Here is a 17,231-nt window from a genome sequence, read left to right on the forward strand (position 1 = left end):
GAGATACCTCGCACTAGCTTTGTATCGGCTGACTGCCTGATTAACTTAATAAAAGTCCGGAAATGCTGACCAACTGCCCGAATATTTCTCCCGCCGCCACCGCCATGTCCTTTTGCGCGCCCCAGGAAGACTGTTGCGCATCAACAAACCTCACTCTTTGTCCTTGCGGTGACCGGGCAGCAGCGCGCCCAACACCTGTTTGGCGGTCGCCACGACAATGCCGCGCTCGTTTGGGTCGCCCTGGAGCAGGGTGGACGCGAATTTCTTCGCCTGTTCCAGCTTGATATGCGGCGGCAATGGCGGCACGTCGGGGTCGGTCCGGAACTCGATGAGCACCGGCCGTTCGGCGGCGAGCGCCTGTTCCCACGCGGTGGCGACGTGTGTTTCCTGATCGACGAGGATGCCTTTGAGGCCGATGGACTCGGCGAACAAGTGATAAGGCACGTCGGGAATGTCCTGGGACGCCTCGAATTTCGGGTCGCCTTCCATGACGCGCTGCTCCCAGGTCACCTGATTCAAGTCCTGGTTGTTGAACACCGCGCAGATCCAGGTGTTGTTCGTCCAGGTGCGCCAGTATTTGGCGACGGTGATCAGCTCGGCCATGTTGTTCATTTGCATCGCGCCATCGCCCACCAGCGCGATGACCGGCCGATCCGGATGGCAGAACTTGGCAGCAATGGCGTAGGGCACGGCGGCACCCATGGAGGCCAGGCCGCCGGAGAGCGAGCACATCATGCCGCGACGGATCTGGATGTCCCGGGCAAACCAGTTGGCGCAGGAACCCGAATCGCAGGTGATGATGGCGCGGTCCGGTAGCCGCGGCGATAGCTCGAACGTGACCCGTTGCGGATTGATCGGCTTGGCCGTGACCAGGGCGCGATTTTCCAGGGTCTTGTCCCAGTCCGCTCGCCACTGTTCGATTTTCTTGCGCCAGGCGCGGTCGGGCTTTTCTTCGATCAGCGGCAGCAAGGCCCGCAGGGTATCGGCGCTGTCGCCTTGCAGATTGACTTCCATCGGGTAGCGCAGGCTCAACATGTCCGGCTTGAGGTCGATCTGCACGCCGCGTGCCTGGCCTTCGGCGGGCAGGAACTCGGCGTAGGGGAAACCGGATCCGATCATCAGCAGCGTGTCGCAGCCGGCCATAAGGTTGTCGCTGGGCTCGGTGCCCAGCAGGCCGATGGACCCTGTGACCCACGGCAAGTCGTCGGGCACCACCGCTTTGCCGAGCAGGGCCTTGGCGACGCCAGCGCCGAGTTTATCGGCAATGGCGATCACTTCATCCGTGGCGTGCAACGCGCCGGCACCCACCAGGATGGCGACTTTCTTGCCGGCGTTGAGGACGTCGGCGGCGCGGCGCAAGTCTTCTTCGTAGGGCACCACCTTGGGTTTGCGATAGCCGACCCCGGAATGGAGCGTGCCGTGCTTGTGCGGCGGCGCGGTGTATTCCAGCTCTTGCAGGTCGTTAGGCAGGATCAACGCCGTAACCCGGCGCTCGCCCACCGCCGTGCGCACGGCGCGGTCGAGCAGATGGCGCACCTGGGCCGGTGCGCTGGCTTGCTGGACGAACGCGCCGGCCACGTCCTTGAACAGACTGACCAGGTCCAACTCCTGCTGATAATGCCCGCCGAGGGCGTTGCGCGCTTGTTGGCCGCAGATAGCCAGGACCGGCATGTGGTCCATGCGTGCGTCATACAGGCCGGTGACCAGATGCGAAGCCCCCGGCCCCGACGTGGCGATACACACCCCCAGCTCGCCAGTGAACTTGGCATGGGCGCAGGCCATGAACGCGGCCATTTCCTCGTGACGTGCCTGGATGAACTGGATCTTGCCCTTGGCTCGGTTCAAGGCGCCAAACACGCCGTTGATGCCATCGCCGGGGTAGCCGTAGATGCGACGAACCCCCCATTCATAAAGGCGTTCAACCAGAAAGTCGCCGACGGTCATGCTCATGTCTGTTCCTCGTCTTGATGGGCTGTCTCGATCGGCTGCGACCACTGTGGCAGCGGTGCGCAGCGCTTTGGCTCATACAGGACTGGACCGACGCAAGCCGCCCAAGGTTTCGATTTTTTTCTCGCCGCTACCGACGGCGCAACGTCTTGAGCAACGCATCTGCACTCAGCTTCCCGGGGCCTAGCAAGAGCAGCGGGAGCAGCGCTACCAGGTAAATCAACGGCAGTTTGAAGTTGCCATAACCCTTGTTGGTGATGGCATACCCCTGTGCTAGTTCACTCAGGCTCGACCAATCCGCCGGCCAGTGCACGGCGGCGGTGGCGACCACGGTGACGATCATCAGGACCAGCGCCGAGAAACGTGTGCCCAGGCCAACCAGCAAAGCGATGGCGCAGACCAGCTCCGCCCACATCGACAGTTCCCAATTCCAACTGGCCGGCACCTGGTTGAAAGGGAAAGGGAAGGTCGATTGGATCTCGGCGAACCAGTTCTGGCCGTTCCATTTTTCCAGGCCGGATTCGAAAAACTCCCAGGCCAGGAACAGGCGCAGCCCCAGCGGTGCGAGCCATGAACCGGCTTGATCGAGATTCAGATGCAGGCCTTTCACGGCTTTCGATACGGTGCAATACATGGTCGATCTCCTTTGCTCAAGCAGCGCGTGGCAGGGGCTGACGCTTGTTGGCCTGGGCCAGTTTGCCCACCAGGCGGACAGCGGTGGCGGCGCAGATCAGGCCGAAGGGCAGTACGTACCAGTCGCTCATCGGAATGCGCTTGAAGTTGGAGTAGGCAAAAATCGCCGCCAGTACCCACATGCCGGTGGTGTGCAGGCGTTTCCAGGCTTTGGCGCCGATCAGCCGCGTGGTGCTTTTGAACGAGGTCAGGGCCAGCAGGAGGACGAACACATAACCGACGCTGCCAGGCACGTTGCCAAGGGTGGTCCGGCCGGGCCAGAACTCGGTGTTGAGCTGGCCATAGGCGTAGATCAAGACTGCGTGAACCAGATGGGAGAAGGCAAAGGCCAACCCGATGAAGCGCCGCTCACGCACTAGGGACTTGCTCAGCGGCGAGGGCACCAACACGGCAAACGCCGAGGCGGTGAAGGCCAGCAGGAACAGGACGAAGGAGGAGCGGGCGGTGGCGCGAATCGCACTGCGCACGCCTTCGGTGAGGTCTGGGTTGAGCATCACGGTCAGTGCGGTCATCAGCAGCACCAGGGCGGCGATCAGGCTGAACAGCGACCAACCCTGGAAACGGAAAGCAGGCGGCGTTGCGGTGGTGGCAGGCATGGGAAGCTCCTTGGAAGTCGGGGCCCGGCCATCACGCTGGCCGGGGACACAAGGAGTCTTTCAAGTGGGTGTAAGCGGGGTGTGTCTGGAGAAGGGGCCCTGTGCAAGTTTGTGTATGCCGTGTGCCCGTTGACACACTGGTATACAAACCCGCGGATCAATCCGGCTAACCTGCGCGGGCGGTATCGCGGCCCAAGCGCAATTCGGCACATAAGCCGCCGCCGTCGCGATTGCTCAATCTCAGCGACCCGCCCATGGCGTTCGCCAGTTGCAGGGCGATGGCCAACCCCAGGCCCGTACCGCCGGTTTCCCGGTTGCGCGAGCTTTCCACCCGATAGAACGGCTTGAGCACTTCTGCCAGTTCTTCCTCGCTGATTCCGGGGCCACGGTCCAGTACCTGGATCGCCAGTTGGCCGTCGTCGGCAGGCTGGACCTGGATTTCTGCTGCACCGCCAAATTTCAGGGCGTTGTCCACCAGGTTGACCAGCACCCGGCGCAGCGCATGAGGGCGGGTATCGATGACGGCGGCGTTCTTGCCGGACAACTGCACATCCTGTCCGGTGTCCTGATAGTCGAATACCAGGCTGTCGAGGAACGCATCCAGGCTGATCCGGCAACTGGCCTCGGTGGCGCCATGGATGCTGCGGGCGTAGGCCACGCCTTCGCGCACCAGATGCTCCATTTCGCTCAGGTCGCTGGACAACTTGTCCTTTTCAATGCCGTCGTCCATGAATTCGGCGCGCAGCTTCATGCGGGTGATGGGCGTCTGCAAATCATGGGAAATGGCCGCCAGCAGGTGCATGCGCTCCTTGAGGTAAGCGGCGATGCGGTCTTGCATGGCATTGAACGCCTTGGCCGCATGCACCACTTCGGTTGGGCCTTTTTCGTCCAGGCGCACGCCGTGGGCATTCGGGTCGAGGGTCTCCACCGCCCGGGCCAACCGGGTGAGGGGGCTGACGGCGATGCGCACGGCCAGCCAGGTGCAGCCGATCAAAAGCGCCAGTTGCCCGAGCAACACCGCCGGGAGCCAGGGCGAAAGAGGCGCCATCGCCGGGCGTACGTCGATCGTCAAAGGTTTGCCATCCTTGAGGCGCAAGTGCGCCTGGTAATGCATCTTTGGCCCTGGGATTTGGTTGTAGGTCAGCGCATAGGATTCACCCAGGGCTTCCTGGATCGAGCTGACCGATACCGGTGCATTGTCGGGGAGCATCGGCATGCCTGGCTCGCCTTCGTCGAGCACGTAGTCATAGTTGCGCCGGGCGAGTTTCGGCAGCCAGGACTGCCGTTCGGCGGCCGGCAGGCGGTCGAGAATGGCGACTGATGTCGAAACGTCGGTTTCCAGGTTGCCGAGCATGGTGTTCTTGGCGCTCTCGTAGCGTTCGTAGTACTGCACGCCGAACGACAGGCCCTGGGCCAGGACCAAACCGATCAGGAAGATCAGCGACAGGCGCGAGGCGAGGGTGCGCGGCCAGCGTAGCGGCAGACTCATGCCGAGGCCTCGAGGATCTCCACCGGCAACGAGAACACATAACCTTCGCTGCGCACGGTCTTGATGTAGGCCGGTTCACGGGCGTCATCCAACAGGCGTTGGCGCAGCCGGCTGACCAGCAGATCGATGGAACGGTCGAACAGGTCGGCATCGCGGCCCTGGGTCAGGTTCAGCAACTGGTCGCGGTTGAGCACCCGTTGCGGATGGTCGAGAAACACTCGCAGCAGGCGATATTCCGCACCGCTCAGGGCAACCATGGTGCCGTCGCCGTCGAGCAAGTGGCGGGCAGTGGTGTCCAGGCGCCAGCGACCAAACGCCAACAGACGCCCGCTCTCGGTGACCACCAGGTTCGGCGGCAGCATGCGGGTGCGGCGCAGCACAGCGTTGATCCGGGCGAGCAATTCACGGGCGGCGAAGGGCTTGACCAAGTAGTCGTCGGCACCCATTTCCAGACCGATGATGCGGTCGGTTTCGTCGTTGCGGGCGGTGAGCATCAAAACTGGTGTGGCCTTGTGCTTGCCGGCCCGCAGTTCCCGGCACAGCACCAGGCCGTCGTCGCCGGGCATCATGAGGTCCAGCACGATCAGGTCCACCGGGGTGGTTTCCAGGAACGTGCGCATCTGCCGGCCATCCGCGACCACGGTGGTGCGCAGGCCATTCTTTTTCAGGTAATTGCCTACCAGTTCCCTGATCTCGCGATCGTCATCCACGATCAACACATGATCGACATGGTCCATGGTGTTCTGCCCCTTTGCCTGTTGTTGCTGGCCAGTCTACAGCCGCCGACCGGCATGGCCCGCGCCGGTTTGTATTGCAGTGTATCTGGCGGGCGGCGGATACACAGCGATGCAAAAAGCCGCCCGGCCCGATACAGGCGCGATACCTGGGCAGCGTTCAATGGCTTCCATCGGGGCAACACAACTGGCCTCGCAGCAAAGTCATCCATTGAACGCATCGAGGACTCCTTCATGAACACCAAAGCCATCTACGCCGCCTGCCTGTTCGCCGCGCTGAACATCTGCACCCTGTCGGCCCGGGCCGAAAGCACTGGCCAAGCACAGGTCTACACCTACGGCTCGCACCTGGATATCCAGAGAGTGCTGTCCCTGACCGAAGATCCGCAGCCGGCGTGTGGCGTGGTGAATGCCCACATGACCTACCTCGACTCGATGGGTCACAAGCAGGCGCTGGACTATCGCAAGTTCTCCGATAACTGCAGCAACGAAAACTGATCTTCTGTGGCGGGGGAGCTTGCTCCCTCGCCACAGGGTTTGCGTCAGCCATTTATAGTGAGGTGTTCCCATGCTTCTGATCGCTTTTCTCGGCGGGATCCTCACGATCCTCAGCCCCTGCATCCTGCCCGTAGTACCGTTCCTGTTCGCCCGGGCCAATCAATCGCGCAGCTCGGTACTGTTGACGCTGGCCGGCATGATGCTGACGTTCGCCCTGGTTTCCAGCCTGGCGGTGGTCAGCAGCGAGTGGGTGATCCACGCCAGCAGCGTCGGCCGGCAAGTCGCCCTGGTGGTGATGGTGCTGTTCGCCCTGTCGTTGATGTTCAGCCGGGTCGGTATCTGGCTCTCGGGTCCGCTGGTCAGCCTGGGCAATCGACTTGACGCCGGTGCCGGACGAATGGCCGGTCCTGCGGGGTCGCTGTTGATCGGGGTCGCCACCGGGCTGCTCTGGGCGCCCTGCGCCGGGCCGATCCTTGGGGTGATCCTGACCGGGGCCATGTTGCAAGGCGCCAGCGCCGAGACCAGTCTGCTTCTGCTTGCCTACGGCCTGGGCAGTGCCTTGTCGCTGGGCACGCTGATCCTGGCTGGCCGCGGCTTGATCGGCCGACTGAAACCCTCGCTGCCAATCACGGCCTGGCTGCGCCGCGCCACCGGGGCGTTGGTATTGTTGGCCGCCGTGGCGATTGGCACCGGGGTGGATGATCGCCTGCTCGCCAACACCTCGTCCCGGCAATCGACCAGCCTGGAAAAAAGCCTGTTGGAAAACGTGCCCAAGGCCATCGACTACGTGGTCAGCAAGGCCGGTGCGAACTCGATGCCGGACCTCGAATCCCAGGGCGCCATGCCTTCGCTGGACGGTGCTGTGCAATGGCTGAACTCGCCGCCGCTGGACCGCGAGGCGCTGCGGGGCAAGGTGGTGCTGGTGGATTTCTGGACCTACGACTGCATCAACTGCCAGCACACGCTGCCATACGTGAACGGTTGGGCGAAGAAATACGAGAAGGACGGGCTGGTGGTGATCGGTGTGCACACCCCCGAGTACGGCTACGAGAAGATCATCGCCAACGTGCGCGACCAAGTCCGCAAACTGGACATCCAGTACCCGGTCGCGATCGACAACCAATATGCAATCTGGCGCGCCTTCAACAACCAGTACTGGCCTGCCCATTACTTCATCGACGCCAAGGGGCAGGTACGCTACAGCCACTTTGGCGAAGGACGGTACGGCGAGCAGGAGCAAGTGATTCAGCAACTGCTGCAAGAAGCCAAGGCGACCCAGTAACCGTGGCAAGGATTAGTTAAAAATGGCATATATTTCAATCGCTTGAATGATTACGCTGCAAGCGTTTCTAGTTTTTCGACAGTGCTGGCCCCTTGCTCATCAAGGTGAAGTCAAACTTCTTCTATTTCAGAAAGTTGGACGACAAACCTATGCGTGTTTCTATCTGGATCGCGGCGGTCATGCTATTGGCCGCCGTCTCGCTTGAAGCCCAGGCCAAGGCCCTCACCGCCAACCAGCAGTCGGTGTGTCGCTGGGGGGCGGACATCGCGGCGGGCGCCCAAGCCTCGAAGCTGTCTGGCGTCAGCCTGTACGGCGCGCGCAAGAAGCTGCAAGTGCGCAAGTTCCCTCGGCCCTGGATGCGCATGACCGCCCTGGGCATTACCGAGCAGACCTACAACAGCGCTTCGCGCCTCAAGCCGGCCGCCGTCAAGCAAACCTATTTCGAACAATGCGTGCGTCACGAATTGGCGCGACGATAATCTTCAAGCCGGTTTTTTTCAGGTGTAGGCCAGCAGGCGGCCGCAGAAAATCACCGCGATCCACAGGACGATGGACAGCAATGCCTGGGCTTTGGCCAGGCTGGGTGTTGTGCGGCCGGTGTTCCATTGCTCGACCGAACGGTAGGCGCCGATATGAAACAGCAGGGCATTGATGCCCGCCGCCGCAATCAAACACAGCTTGAGCAAGAAGACGCTGTTGCCGGCGAAGTCATGAGGGTGCGCGCTGAACATCATCAGCCCCGCAGGCACGATCAATACCAGGGCCGCAACGGCCCAGGTCAGCAGGTGCCGGGCCAATGCGGACACGGCAATATCCTTTGACAACCCGAGCAGGCGCAGGTCGAACATCACCACCGCACCCACCAGCAGCGAAAAGCCAATGATGTGCACCACTTCCACCAGCGGATAGAGCCATAGCTCGCTGCGCATGGCCAACGCCAGGGACGAGTCGCCCAGTTGGTCCATCCAGCCTCGCGGGGCGGCGGCTGAAGCGGTGTCCTGCATCAGCGCAACTCGGTGGTCTTGTCGCCGATGGTGATGCGTTCGGCGCGCAGCTCGTCGGGCTTGTTGCGGTTGGCGTAGCCGACCACGGTGGCGGAGTTACCCGCCTTGAGCATGTCTTTGCTCAGCCCGCGGTTCTTCATGCGTGAGGGCGGTGCGAGCACCACGGTCCAGGTCTTGTCGGAGGTTTGCAGGCGCACGGTGCCATGGGGATGGGAATAGCCGGCTTCCTTTATCGTGCCTTCGAGCGTCAGCGGATTACTCGCGTCGTATTCGCTCCAGCCATGGTGGGCAAGCGCCGCCGTGGCAATCAGCATCGATGATAAACCGATGCAACGAAGGGTCATGTTCATGGCAAGGTCTCCTTGAGCGATTCGATTCAGTCGGGCAGGTAATCGCGCCAGACCCGCTGTTCATCAAGTTCAAGCCGCTGCTCCTCGTCCGCTCGGAACTGGCGGTCGCAGTCGAGAAAAAATTCATCGAGTTGCGGCGGATCGACGTGGGTGGCGCTGAGCATGGTGTGGACCTGGCCGCGATGATGGATCTGGTGTTCGAACAAGTGCAGCAGCAACCGATCGATCCGTTCGCGAACCCGGCCGTCGGCTCGTACTAGATCAATGGCGCGGGCGAGGTCTTTTTTGCGCAGGGTTTGGCAGAAAGTCACCAGCCTGTGGTCGGCCTGGCCCTGGTTTTCCTTGAGCTCAGCGAAAGCCAAGGTCTGGAAGAAATCCCGTTCCTGTCCCTCGACGTCGCCTTCCAAGGCGGTCAGGTAATAGCAATCCACTTCCAGGATGTGGCAGAGCGTGGCTTGGATGGAAGGAAAGAAGCTCGTGCGGTAGGCCTCATACTCGGCAGCGTTCAGCTGCGTACACGCGCCGAGAAGCCTGTGGTTTGCCCACTGGTTGTTCAGGGCCTGGGCGAGGAAATAGTTCATGGGAGCCTGCCTTCCGGTCTATGGCTTAGCTGAACAAGCGTAGCAAGCCCCCGGGGCCATGGCGTGTTATTGGTCGGTCCGTTCCAGAACTGCAACCGTTGTGGCGAGTCTCGCTAACGACTCGCCACAACGGTTCCTGCAGGCACTTTTTCGCGCGAGGGCTTTAAAGCCCCACTTCCGGCAACACCGGCCGATTGGCCAGGGCCTTGGCCATGATCTGCTCCACATACAGCCGATCTGCTTCCGGCAAGGCCAGCCGCGGAGGGCGGGTCAGGGCGCTGCCGCGACCGGCGATGGCTTCGCACAGCTTGATGCACTGCACCAGGTCGGCGCGGGCGTCCAGGTGCAGGATCGGCATCAGCCATTCATAGATCGGCATGGCTTCGGCAAAGCGTCCGGCGCGGGCCAGGCGGAAGATGGTTTCGCCTTCTTTCGGGAATACGTTGGACATGCCCGAGACCCAGCCTTCGGCCCCCACCGCGAGGCTTTCCAGCACCACATCATCGAGACCGGCGAACAGCACGAAGCGATCGCCGACTTCATTGCGCACGTCGATGAAGCGCCGAGTGTCGCCAGAAGAATCCTTGAAGCACACCACGTTGTCGCAGTCGGCCAGGGAAATCAGGATGTCGGGGGTGACGTCGTTCTTGTAGATCGGCGGGTTGTTGTAGACCATCAACGGCACGTCGGCATGCCGGGCCACGTAGCGGAAATGCTCGGCGGTCTCGAACGGTTTGGAGCCGTAGACCAGCGCCGGCATCAGCATCACTCCGTCGACGCCGACCTTGCGCACGGCATTGGCAACCTTGGCGGCCTGCACGCTGGTGAACTCGGCCACGCCGCAGATCACCGGCACCCGGCCACGGGAAGCGTCCACCGCGACTTCGGTCACGGCGATTTTTTCCTCGGCGCTCAGGGAGGTGTTTTCACCCACGGAGCCGCAGACCACCAGCCCGGAAACGCCATCGCGGATAACGTTGGAAATGACCTGATGGGTTTTCTCCAGATTGATGGAAAAGTCACCGTTGAATTGGGTGGTGACAGCGGGGAATACGCCGCTCCAGTTGATGCGTTTGCTCATGGTTGTCTCCGTTTGTGATAGTGCTTTTGTGGCGAGGGTTTTGGGTGAGGCTGGAAATCACGCGCCCGGCCAGGTATCCGAAAGCCGATAGCCCTCGGGCCACGGATCCGCCGGGTCGAGCAACAGCTGGTGGGTCCCGGTGATCCACGCCCGTCCGGCAATGCACGGGTAAATCGCCGTGCGTCCGGCCAGCTCGGCCAGTGAATCGATGCGGCAATGGAACTCGGAGCCGATGATCGAGCGGCCGATAAACCGCTCGCCCACTTGCATCAGGCCCTTGGCGTGCAGCACCGCCATGCGCGCCGAGCAGCCGGTGCCGGTGGGCGAGCGGTCGATCTTGCCGGGCTGGATGACCACCGCGTTGGCGCCGGTGGCAACGCCGTTTTCCATCACGATGGGCGCCGCGATCTGGCAGAACGAAATGTGCGACCAGTCGGCATTCAATGGGTGCACGAAGCCCAACTGCTCGTTCGCCGCGCGAGTGATCTTCAGCCCCACGGCCACCAGCTCGGCGGCCTCGTCAGGCCGGATGGCGAAGCCCAGGCGGTGGGCGTCGACGATGACGAAGCTATCGCCGCCGTAGGCCGTGTCCACTTGCAGCGAACCCAGGCCTTCGACTTCGATCCAGGCGTCGAGGCGGTCGGCGAAGGAGGGCACATTCTTGATCTCGACCCGCTGCACCTTGCCGTCGCGGCAGTCGGCCACGGCTTCGATCAGGCCGCCCGGGGCTTCAAGCACCAACCGCGTCTGGGGTTCGCTCATCGGCAGGATGCCGCTGTCCAGCAACACGGTGGCGACGCACAACGAGTTGGAGCCGGACATCGGCGGCGTGTCGGCCGGCTCCATGATGATCCAGGCCATTTGCGCCCGCGGGTCCTTGGCCGGCACCAGCAGGTTGACGTGGCGAAACACGCCGCCACGGGGTTCGTTCAAGACGAAATTGCGCAGGGTCTGGTCTCGGGCGATCCAGCGCGATTGTTCCCACACGGTATCGCCGGGAGGAGGGGCAACGCCGCCGACGATCACATCACCGACTTCGCCTTCGGCGTGGCAGCTCACGACATGAATGACTTTGGATGAGCGCATGGGTTGCTCCTATTTCACCGACTTGAGGAACGCTGCCGTCTCCGGCTGCACAGGATTGCCCAGCACCTGGTCCGGCGGCCCGATTTCATGGACCCGCCCGTTGCAGAAGAACGCCACGCGGTCGGAGACGTCCCGGGCGAAGCGGATCTCGTGGGTGACCAGCACCATGGTCATGCCGTCTTCGGCAAGCATGCGCATGGTGTCCAGCACTTCGCCCACCAGCTGCGGATCGAGGGCCGAGGTGGCTTCGTCGAACAACATGTAGTCCGGCGACATCGCCAGCGCCCGGGCAATCGCCATGCGCTGTTGCTGGCCGCCGGACAGCTTGCCGGGGAACGCCTTGAGCTTGTCGCCCAGGCCCACGTGCTCAAGCTGTTTCACCGCCAGCGCCTCGGCGTCCTGCTTGCTTTTGCCCAGCACCTTGCGCGGCGCGAGCATCACGTTTTCCAGCACGGTCAGGTGGGGAAAGGCGTTCCATTGCTGGAAGACGATGCCGATCTTCTGGCGCAACCGGTTGAGGTCGGTAGCGCTGTCATGGACCTCCACGCCGTCCACGCGGATGCTGCCTTTCTGGATTGGCTCCAAGCCGTTGATACACATCAACAGGGTCGACTTGCCGGAGCCGGAGCCGCCGATGATCGAGACGACCTCGCCCTTGTTCACCGTCAGGCTGACGCCCTTGACCACTTCGAGGTTGCCAAAGGATTTGTGCACGTTTTCGATCTCAATCATTTTCTTGCCACCTTCTTTCCAGGCGCGCGCCCAGGCGGGCGACCACCAGGCTCATGACGTAATAAATGAGGCCCGCGATGCACAGCACCAGCAGGGGTTCCTGGATGCGCGTCACGATGGTTTGCGAAGCGCGCAGCAGTTCGACGATGCCGATCCACATCACCAGGGCGCTGTCCTTCATCACGCCGAGTACCAGGTTCAACCAACCGGGAAAAGCCACGCGTGTAGCGATTGGCAGGACGATGAAACGCAGGTCCTGCAAGTAGGTCATGCCCAGGGATCGACTGGCCCGCCGAGTGCTCAACGGCACCGCCAGCACGCCGCCGCGCACGATCTCGGTGAAATACGCGGCGGCGTAGACCCCAAGGACGATGCAACCGACCGCGAAGGCGCTGAGGTTCAGGCCGACGATGCTCTTGAGGGAATTGAACAGCACGAACTGGATCAGCAGCGGCACACTGCGAAACACATCGAGCACCCAGGCCAACGGCAAGCTGGCCCGAGGCAACAACGCCCGCAGCAAGCCGAACAGCAATCCGGCGACGGTGCCCAACAGGATCGACCACGCGGTGAGTTGCACCGTGACCCAGGCGCCGTCGAGCAGGTACAAGACGTCGTTAACGGTGAGGCTGGTAGAAAACATGACGAGCCCTCTCAGTAACGAAACAAGCGCCAGGACAACAGCCGGGCCAACCCGACGATCAGCTTGGCGATCAGGTAATACAGCACCGCCGCGAGGGCGAAATATTCGAAGGTGCGGAAAGTCTTGACGTTGTATTCCTGGGTGACGCCGGTGAGGTCGTCGTTGAGGCCGACCACGACGCCCAGGGAGGTCATCAGGACCGCCCAGACCATTTGGTTCGTCAATGGGTAGAAGACGATGCGCAGCAGCTGCGGGACGATGATCATCCGGTAGGCCTGGAACGCGCTCATGCCCAATGAGCGGGCGGCACGCATCTGCGTACTCGGCACAGCCTTGAGCCCGCCGCGAAAGTTTTCCGCCAGGTAGCCAGCGTTGTTGAAAGTGATCCCGGCCAGCAAGGCCAGCCACGAACTGACGTGCAACCCGAGTGAGCCGAGGCCGAAATAGAGAATGTAGATCTGGAACAGCGAGGGCGTGTTGCGGGCGATCGACACCCAGCCATTGCCGACGGCGCGCAGCAACGGGTGACGGGCCTGGCGCATCACCGTCAGCACCAGGGCGATCAGCACGCCGAAGATCATCGACAGCGCAGCGGTCTCGAAGGTCACCCAAGCCCCGGCGAGCATGTCGGGCAAGGCGCGCAGGGCCGGGCGCCATTGGAAGCTGTAGTCAAACATGGCGTGCGGTCCCCTGGCGTGCGGTGGGTTGCAGCCACGGCGGCGGCTGGCCGCTGGCTGTGGCGGTACAGGCGGCCTCGACACAATCGCCGAGACTGGCGAAGTGCACGCCGCGACCCACCAGGCCCGGCGCGTAATGGGCGTATTTGCCCGAGTTGGTCATCAAGGTCGTGGCGGCTGGCGGGATCACCGGTTCGCCCAACATGCACCAACAGGTGTCGGTGACCAGCGTTGCGCCGAACGCCACGATGGCGTCCAGGTGACCTGCCAGGCGAGCTTGCTCGAGCACGGCACGGCCACAGGTGATTGCCAGCACCACGTCGGGGTGTTTGCCCCGGCCTGCGCACAGCTGCGCCAGGGCGGCGAATTCGCTGAGGGAAAAATGCGGGTTGCCCAGGGAAACCACGTCGACGTGGCCGTGGCGGGCGCTGTTGAGTTCGCGCCAACTGGCAAGCAAACCCGCGGCGTTGATAATCTCCAGCGGCAGCACGGCGTCGCGGTCCAGGACATCCTCCGGGTCGATGGCTTCCGGCGTGACGCCAGCGATGTGGAACAACGGCGCGGCGCTGGTGGTGGCGAATGCTGCGCCAAACGCTTTCAGGTCGTCCAGGGTGGGGGCGGCGTTCTCCAACCCGCGTATCAGCGGAATGCGCCGGCCTGCCAAACTGCCAACGTGGTAACCGAGCAGCGGGTAGAAGCTATCGTCCACCGGGCCAAGGCTGGGCACCTCGACGATCAGGCCGGCCTTGCGCTGATCATCGAGATGGCAGCCGGCCAACGGTGCACGACCGCACAGGGCGATGCAGATATCGAGGAAGTCCGGGTACTTCTGCGTACGGGCACCGAGCACGCTGTTGGCGTAGACCACCGCATTGGACTCGGCCCAGACGATCTGCTCGCCGGCCTTCGGCGCGGTGTCCAGCAGGTAGGGCGCGCAGGTGAAACTCAGCTGCGCGCCCATCGCCATGTAGGCATCGCCTAACGCACTGGCCGGCTCGCCCAAGGCCGGGTCGACGCCCAGCTCGCGCCAGCGGCGCTGGTCCACGGAAATCGAATTGAGGGTGGTGGGCACGCAGACTTTCGCGCCCCACTGCACCAGCTGTTCGGCGAAGCGCAGGCTGGCCGGACCGGTGTAGATACAGCCGTCGATGTGCGCCTGGGTGATGTCCAGCAGCTCAGTGGCGCCCTGGATGTCGGCCATGCGCAGGACGATGTGCATCGCCACTTGGGCAGCCTTGCCGTGGGCACCGTCGAGCAGCGCCTGATCCCGCTCGTTCAAGCGCACAGCGGGAGGCAAAGACGAGGGCGGACGGCCGTCTGTCTCGTGCCATTGATCGTTGGGCCTGCGCCCGGACAAGGTCAGGCGGTTACCCTCCAGGCGAGCGAATCCTTGCCCGCGCAGTCGGTTGAACGCCTCGTGTCCGATGCATAAAACCGGCAGTGAGCGCTGGAAAATAACCTCGGCCACCAGCACGCCCAAGGCGAGGATTTCATCGGCCTCGGCCAGTACCAGGGCGGCCGGTGCGTGGCCGTTGCTGATGAGTTCCATCAATACGCTGCTGCCGGTGCAGGAACCGCGTCCGCTGGGAATCGCCAGCACCCGACCGGCCAGGTGTTCGCCACTGAGGGGGTGGTGCCGGTCAATGACTTCGCCCGTGGCCGGGTCGACCCCGCCCCAGAAACTCAGGCCGACGTCGGCGAACAGCAGGGTACCCTCGGCGGCACCCTCGACCAGGCTGCGGCCCTGCAAGCAGTTAGGCGTGCTTGGCATGCCCCGATCCTCAGTAGTAGACCTGGGGCACGGTCAGGTTGGCCGGCGGAATGTCGGTGCCGACCCATTTGACGAACAGCTCCTTGTACCGGCCGGTGCGCACCTGCTGGTTGACAAACAGGTTGAGGTAATTGATCAGGCCATACTCGCTGCGCTTGGCGCCGAGGGACACGTAGTCGATGACATAAGGCGCATCACCGGCGATTTTCAAGCCCTTGTACTTGCCCGACTTGATCGTCGCGGCGGCCACGGTGTTGGTCACCACGGTCGCATCGATGTGCCCTTGGGCAACGGCCAGCAGGGTGTCGTTCTGCGACTGATAGGCACGGAAGCTGCCGCTGCCCCAGCTTTTCTGGTCTTTCTCGAGAGCAATGGCTTCATAGGTGCTGCTGGTGTTACCGAGTTTCTTGCCCTTGAGGTCGGCGTAGCTGTTGATCCCGGTGTCGTCTCGGGTCAGCACGACCATCTGGAAGGCGAAGTAGGGCACGGTCAGCCCGACGGTCTTGGCCCGCTCCAAGGTGTCGGAGGTGGAGGCGACGATCACATCGGCACGGCTCGAAAGCAGTGCGGGGATTCGGTCGGAGAACGGCGTTTCAACCACTTCGGCATCGACGCCGAGGACCTTCGCCAGGTCGTGACAATAGTCGACGTCGAAGCCCGCCGGCTTGTTACTTCCATCGCGAAAGCCCATGGGCGGGAAATCCAGGGTCACGGCGCAACGCAGTTTGCCCGAACCGATGATGTCGTCGAGCTTGTCGGCCTGGGCGGGAAGGGAGAGCAGCGGGAAAAGCACAACGCTGAGGGCTACGGCCAATGCAGGGTTCTTCATAAATGCCTCGCTGTCGAATAAATGCGGTGAGATATCGTATTGAGGATTTCGTATACGATATTGGATAAGCAATTGGCATGCCTCTTTGGCCTATAGTCCGAGCTTGTCGATAAGCCTTTGAAAAACATTGCTTTGCCGGACTTTGAGCCCATCAGCAACGGGTGGGGACACGCAGGTGCGGTGTTACAGATGGGAGCAGTCGCGCCCATAAGCGCCCCGTTAAGGAACAGCTTCAGGGCAAGTTTTCGCGGTATTGACTGGGCGAAAGGCTGGTCAGCGCGCGGAACTGGCGGCTGAACGCACTGTGGTCGGTGTATCCACAGCGCAGGGCGATCTCGGTGATGGGCAGGTCCTTTTCCAACAGCAGCCGCGAAGCCTCGTCAAGCCGCGCTTTTTGGATCATCTGGCGCGGCGTGAGTTGGAAGATGCGTTTGCAGTGTCGCTCCAGTTGCGCCACTGAAAACCCGGCAATGGCGGTCAGCTCGGCGAGGCTGATGGGTCGAGCGAAGTGCTGCTTGATGTGCGCGTCCACCGCAGCCAGCTTCTGAAAAGCCGGGTGGCTCGATTGCGGTCGTTGCAGGTCGCGCGAGATGCCGGCCAAGCCCACGATCTGGCCGTCGGGTTGCTGCAGGGCGAGTTTGTGGGTCAGGCACCACACCGGCTGATTGCCGTAATAAAGGTGCAGTTCGAGCTGGTCGGCCAGTTCTCGGCCGCTGGCGAGCACTCGTCGATCCTGCTCGGTGTACAACGGGCCGAAGCGCTCCGGAAATACTTGCTCGGCGGTGAGGCCGATCAGCTCGTCGCTGTGCTTGAAACCGCAGCGCCGGGCGAGGGTTCGGTTGACGAATGCGTAGCGGGCTTGCTGGTCCTTGATGAAGAACACGGTGTCCGTGAGGGTGTCGAGCAAGGGTGCTATGGATTTCAGGCTTCCCAGCAAGGTGTCGAGGTTGCACGGTGCGAAGGATGAGAGCGAGGGGTACATGGCCTGCTTCGTCTTTTTTTGGTGAGGGGGTGAGTGTTGATTGAGGGGGATGTGTTTGTCACGTGTTCGTCTGGGGAATGATGTTTGTCGTGGGGCGTTTTTTGCGTACATATCCGTTTTTGTGGTTGTTGGCTGCTAATGGTTTCGCTTTTACAGCGACTCACTTTCGAAAGGCGCGAAAGTAAGCAAAGCGCCTCTGCCCCACCACTTGGTGCCTCGCCTAGGCTCGGCATGCCCTCACTCCGGCATTGCTCCG

Annotated in this window: 19 protein-coding genes; 3 read left to right on the plus strand and 16 right to left on the minus strand. The window is 62.5% G+C overall.

The window, feature by feature from the left end; translation table 11 throughout:
- Positions 1–150 precede the first annotated feature (150 nt).
- The 5 genes from J3P82_RS12395 to J3P82_RS12415 all read right to left on the minus strand — a co-directional run bounded on the left by J3P82_RS12395 (position 151) and on the right by J3P82_RS12415 (position 5,462).
- Positions 151–1,950, minus strand: coding sequence for a thiamine pyrophosphate-requiring protein (locus tag J3P82_RS12395; RefSeq protein WP_434563443.1), 1,800 nt, complete (start codon positions 1,948–1,950; stop codon positions 151–153).
- Between the two features lie 127 nt (positions 1,951–2,077).
- The gene (locus tag J3P82_RS12400) at positions 2,078–2,581 is read right to left on the minus strand and encodes an HvfX family Cu-binding RiPP maturation protein (protein WP_434563445.1); all 504 of its coding nucleotides are present in this window, start codon (positions 2,579–2,581) and stop codon (positions 2,078–2,080) included.
- A 16-nt stretch (positions 2,582–2,597) separates the two neighbouring features.
- Positions 2,598–3,236, minus strand: coding sequence for a ferric reductase-like transmembrane domain-containing protein (locus tag J3P82_RS12405; RefSeq protein WP_434563447.1), 639 nt, complete (start codon positions 3,234–3,236; stop codon positions 2,598–2,600).
- A 166-nt stretch (positions 3,237–3,402) separates the two neighbouring features.
- Positions 3,403–4,725: an ATP-binding protein gene (locus tag J3P82_RS12410; RefSeq protein WP_434563449.1), complete on the minus strand. Its 1,323-nt coding sequence runs from the start codon at positions 4,723–4,725 to the stop codon at positions 3,403–3,405.
- On the minus strand, positions 4,722–5,462 hold the full coding sequence (locus J3P82_RS12415; RefSeq protein ID WP_186610708.1) for a response regulator: 741 nt from the start codon (positions 5,460–5,462) through the stop codon (positions 4,722–4,724). Before J3P82_RS12415 ends, J3P82_RS12410 begins: the two co-directional genes overlap by 4 nt.
- A 231-nt stretch (positions 5,463–5,693) precedes the next feature.
- Here J3P82_RS12415 and J3P82_RS12420 point away from each other — a divergent pair, with 231 nt between their 5' ends.
- The 3 genes from J3P82_RS12420 to J3P82_RS12430 all read left to right on the plus strand — a co-directional run bounded on the left by J3P82_RS12420 (position 5,694) and on the right by J3P82_RS12430 (position 7,718).
- Entirely contained in the window at positions 5,694–5,957 is a 264-nt protein-coding gene (locus tag J3P82_RS12420) for a DUF2790 domain-containing protein (RefSeq protein WP_434563451.1), read from the plus strand.
- Between the two features lie 70 nt (positions 5,958–6,027).
- Positions 6,028–7,239 carry a cytochrome c biogenesis protein DipZ gene (locus J3P82_RS12425; protein ID WP_434563453.1) on the plus strand — a complete coding sequence of 404 codons (1,212 nt, stop codon included), beginning with the start codon at positions 6,028–6,030 and terminating at the stop codon, positions 7,237–7,239.
- A 149-nt stretch (positions 7,240–7,388) separates the two neighbouring features.
- On the plus strand, positions 7,389–7,718 hold the full coding sequence (locus J3P82_RS12430; protein WP_434563455.1) for a hypothetical protein: 330 nt from the start codon (positions 7,389–7,391) through the stop codon (positions 7,716–7,718).
- Between the two features lie 18 nt (positions 7,719–7,736).
- On the opposite strand, the gene J3P82_RS12435 is transcribed toward J3P82_RS12430, so the two are convergent.
- From J3P82_RS12435 to J3P82_RS12485, 11 genes are all read right to left on the minus strand, one after another.
- Positions 7,737–8,243, minus strand: coding sequence for a DUF6644 family protein (locus J3P82_RS12435; protein ID WP_434563457.1), 507 nt, complete (start codon positions 8,241–8,243; stop codon positions 7,737–7,739).
- Positions 8,243–8,593: a DUF6152 family protein gene (locus J3P82_RS12440; protein WP_434563459.1), complete on the minus strand. Its 351-nt coding sequence runs from the start codon at positions 8,591–8,593 to the stop codon at positions 8,243–8,245. The genes J3P82_RS12435 and J3P82_RS12440 overlap by 1 nt, the downstream gene beginning before the upstream one ends.
- A gap of 26 nt (positions 8,594–8,619) precedes the next feature.
- Complete coding sequence (locus J3P82_RS12445; RefSeq protein ID WP_434563461.1) at positions 8,620–9,174, minus strand: DinB family protein; 555 nt, start codon at positions 9,172–9,174, stop codon at positions 8,620–8,622.
- A gap of 163 nt (positions 9,175–9,337) precedes the next feature.
- Complete coding sequence (locus J3P82_RS12450) at positions 9,338–10,255, minus strand: dihydrodipicolinate synthase family protein (RefSeq protein ID WP_434563463.1); 918 nt, start codon at positions 10,253–10,255, stop codon at positions 9,338–9,340.
- Positions 10,256–10,312: 57 nt separating this feature from the next.
- Positions 10,313–11,341, minus strand: coding sequence for a trans-3-hydroxy-L-proline dehydratase (locus tag J3P82_RS12455; protein WP_434563465.1), 1,029 nt, complete (start codon positions 11,339–11,341; stop codon positions 10,313–10,315).
- 9 nt (positions 11,342–11,350) lie between these two features.
- Positions 11,351–12,073: an amino acid ABC transporter ATP-binding protein gene (locus J3P82_RS12460; protein WP_434563467.1), complete on the minus strand. Its 723-nt coding sequence runs from the start codon at positions 12,071–12,073 to the stop codon at positions 11,351–11,353.
- Positions 12,066–12,716, minus strand: a complete 651-nt coding sequence (locus J3P82_RS12465) for an amino acid ABC transporter permease (RefSeq protein ID WP_186642636.1) — start codon at positions 12,714–12,716, stop codon at positions 12,066–12,068. Before J3P82_RS12465 ends, J3P82_RS12460 begins: the two co-directional genes overlap by 8 nt.
- A gap of 11 nt (positions 12,717–12,727) precedes the next feature.
- A complete protein-coding gene (locus J3P82_RS12470; RefSeq protein WP_434563469.1) occupies positions 12,728–13,393 on the minus strand; it encodes an amino acid ABC transporter permease in 666 nt (221 codons plus the stop codon).
- Positions 13,386–15,164, minus strand: coding sequence for a cis-3-hydroxy-L-proline dehydratase (gene lhpI, locus J3P82_RS12475; protein ID WP_434563471.1), 1,779 nt, complete (start codon positions 15,162–15,164; stop codon positions 13,386–13,388). Before lhpI ends, J3P82_RS12470 begins: the two co-directional genes overlap by 8 nt.
- A gap of 10 nt (positions 15,165–15,174) precedes the next feature.
- Positions 15,175–15,993: an ABC transporter substrate-binding protein gene (locus J3P82_RS12480; RefSeq protein ID WP_434563473.1), complete on the minus strand. Its 819-nt coding sequence runs from the start codon at positions 15,991–15,993 to the stop codon at positions 15,175–15,177.
- Positions 15,994–16,225: 232 nt separating this feature from the next.
- On the minus strand, positions 16,226–16,975 hold the full coding sequence (locus J3P82_RS12485; RefSeq protein WP_434563475.1) for a helix-turn-helix domain-containing protein: 750 nt from the start codon (positions 16,973–16,975) through the stop codon (positions 16,226–16,228).
- Between the last annotated feature and the right edge of the window lie 256 nt (positions 16,976–17,231).

The sequence above is a fragment of the Pseudomonas sp. Z4-20 genome (genome assembly GCF_051131955.1).
Taxonomy (GTDB): Bacteria; Pseudomonadota; Gammaproteobacteria; order Pseudomonadales; family Pseudomonadaceae; genus Aquipseudomonas; species Aquipseudomonas marvdashtae.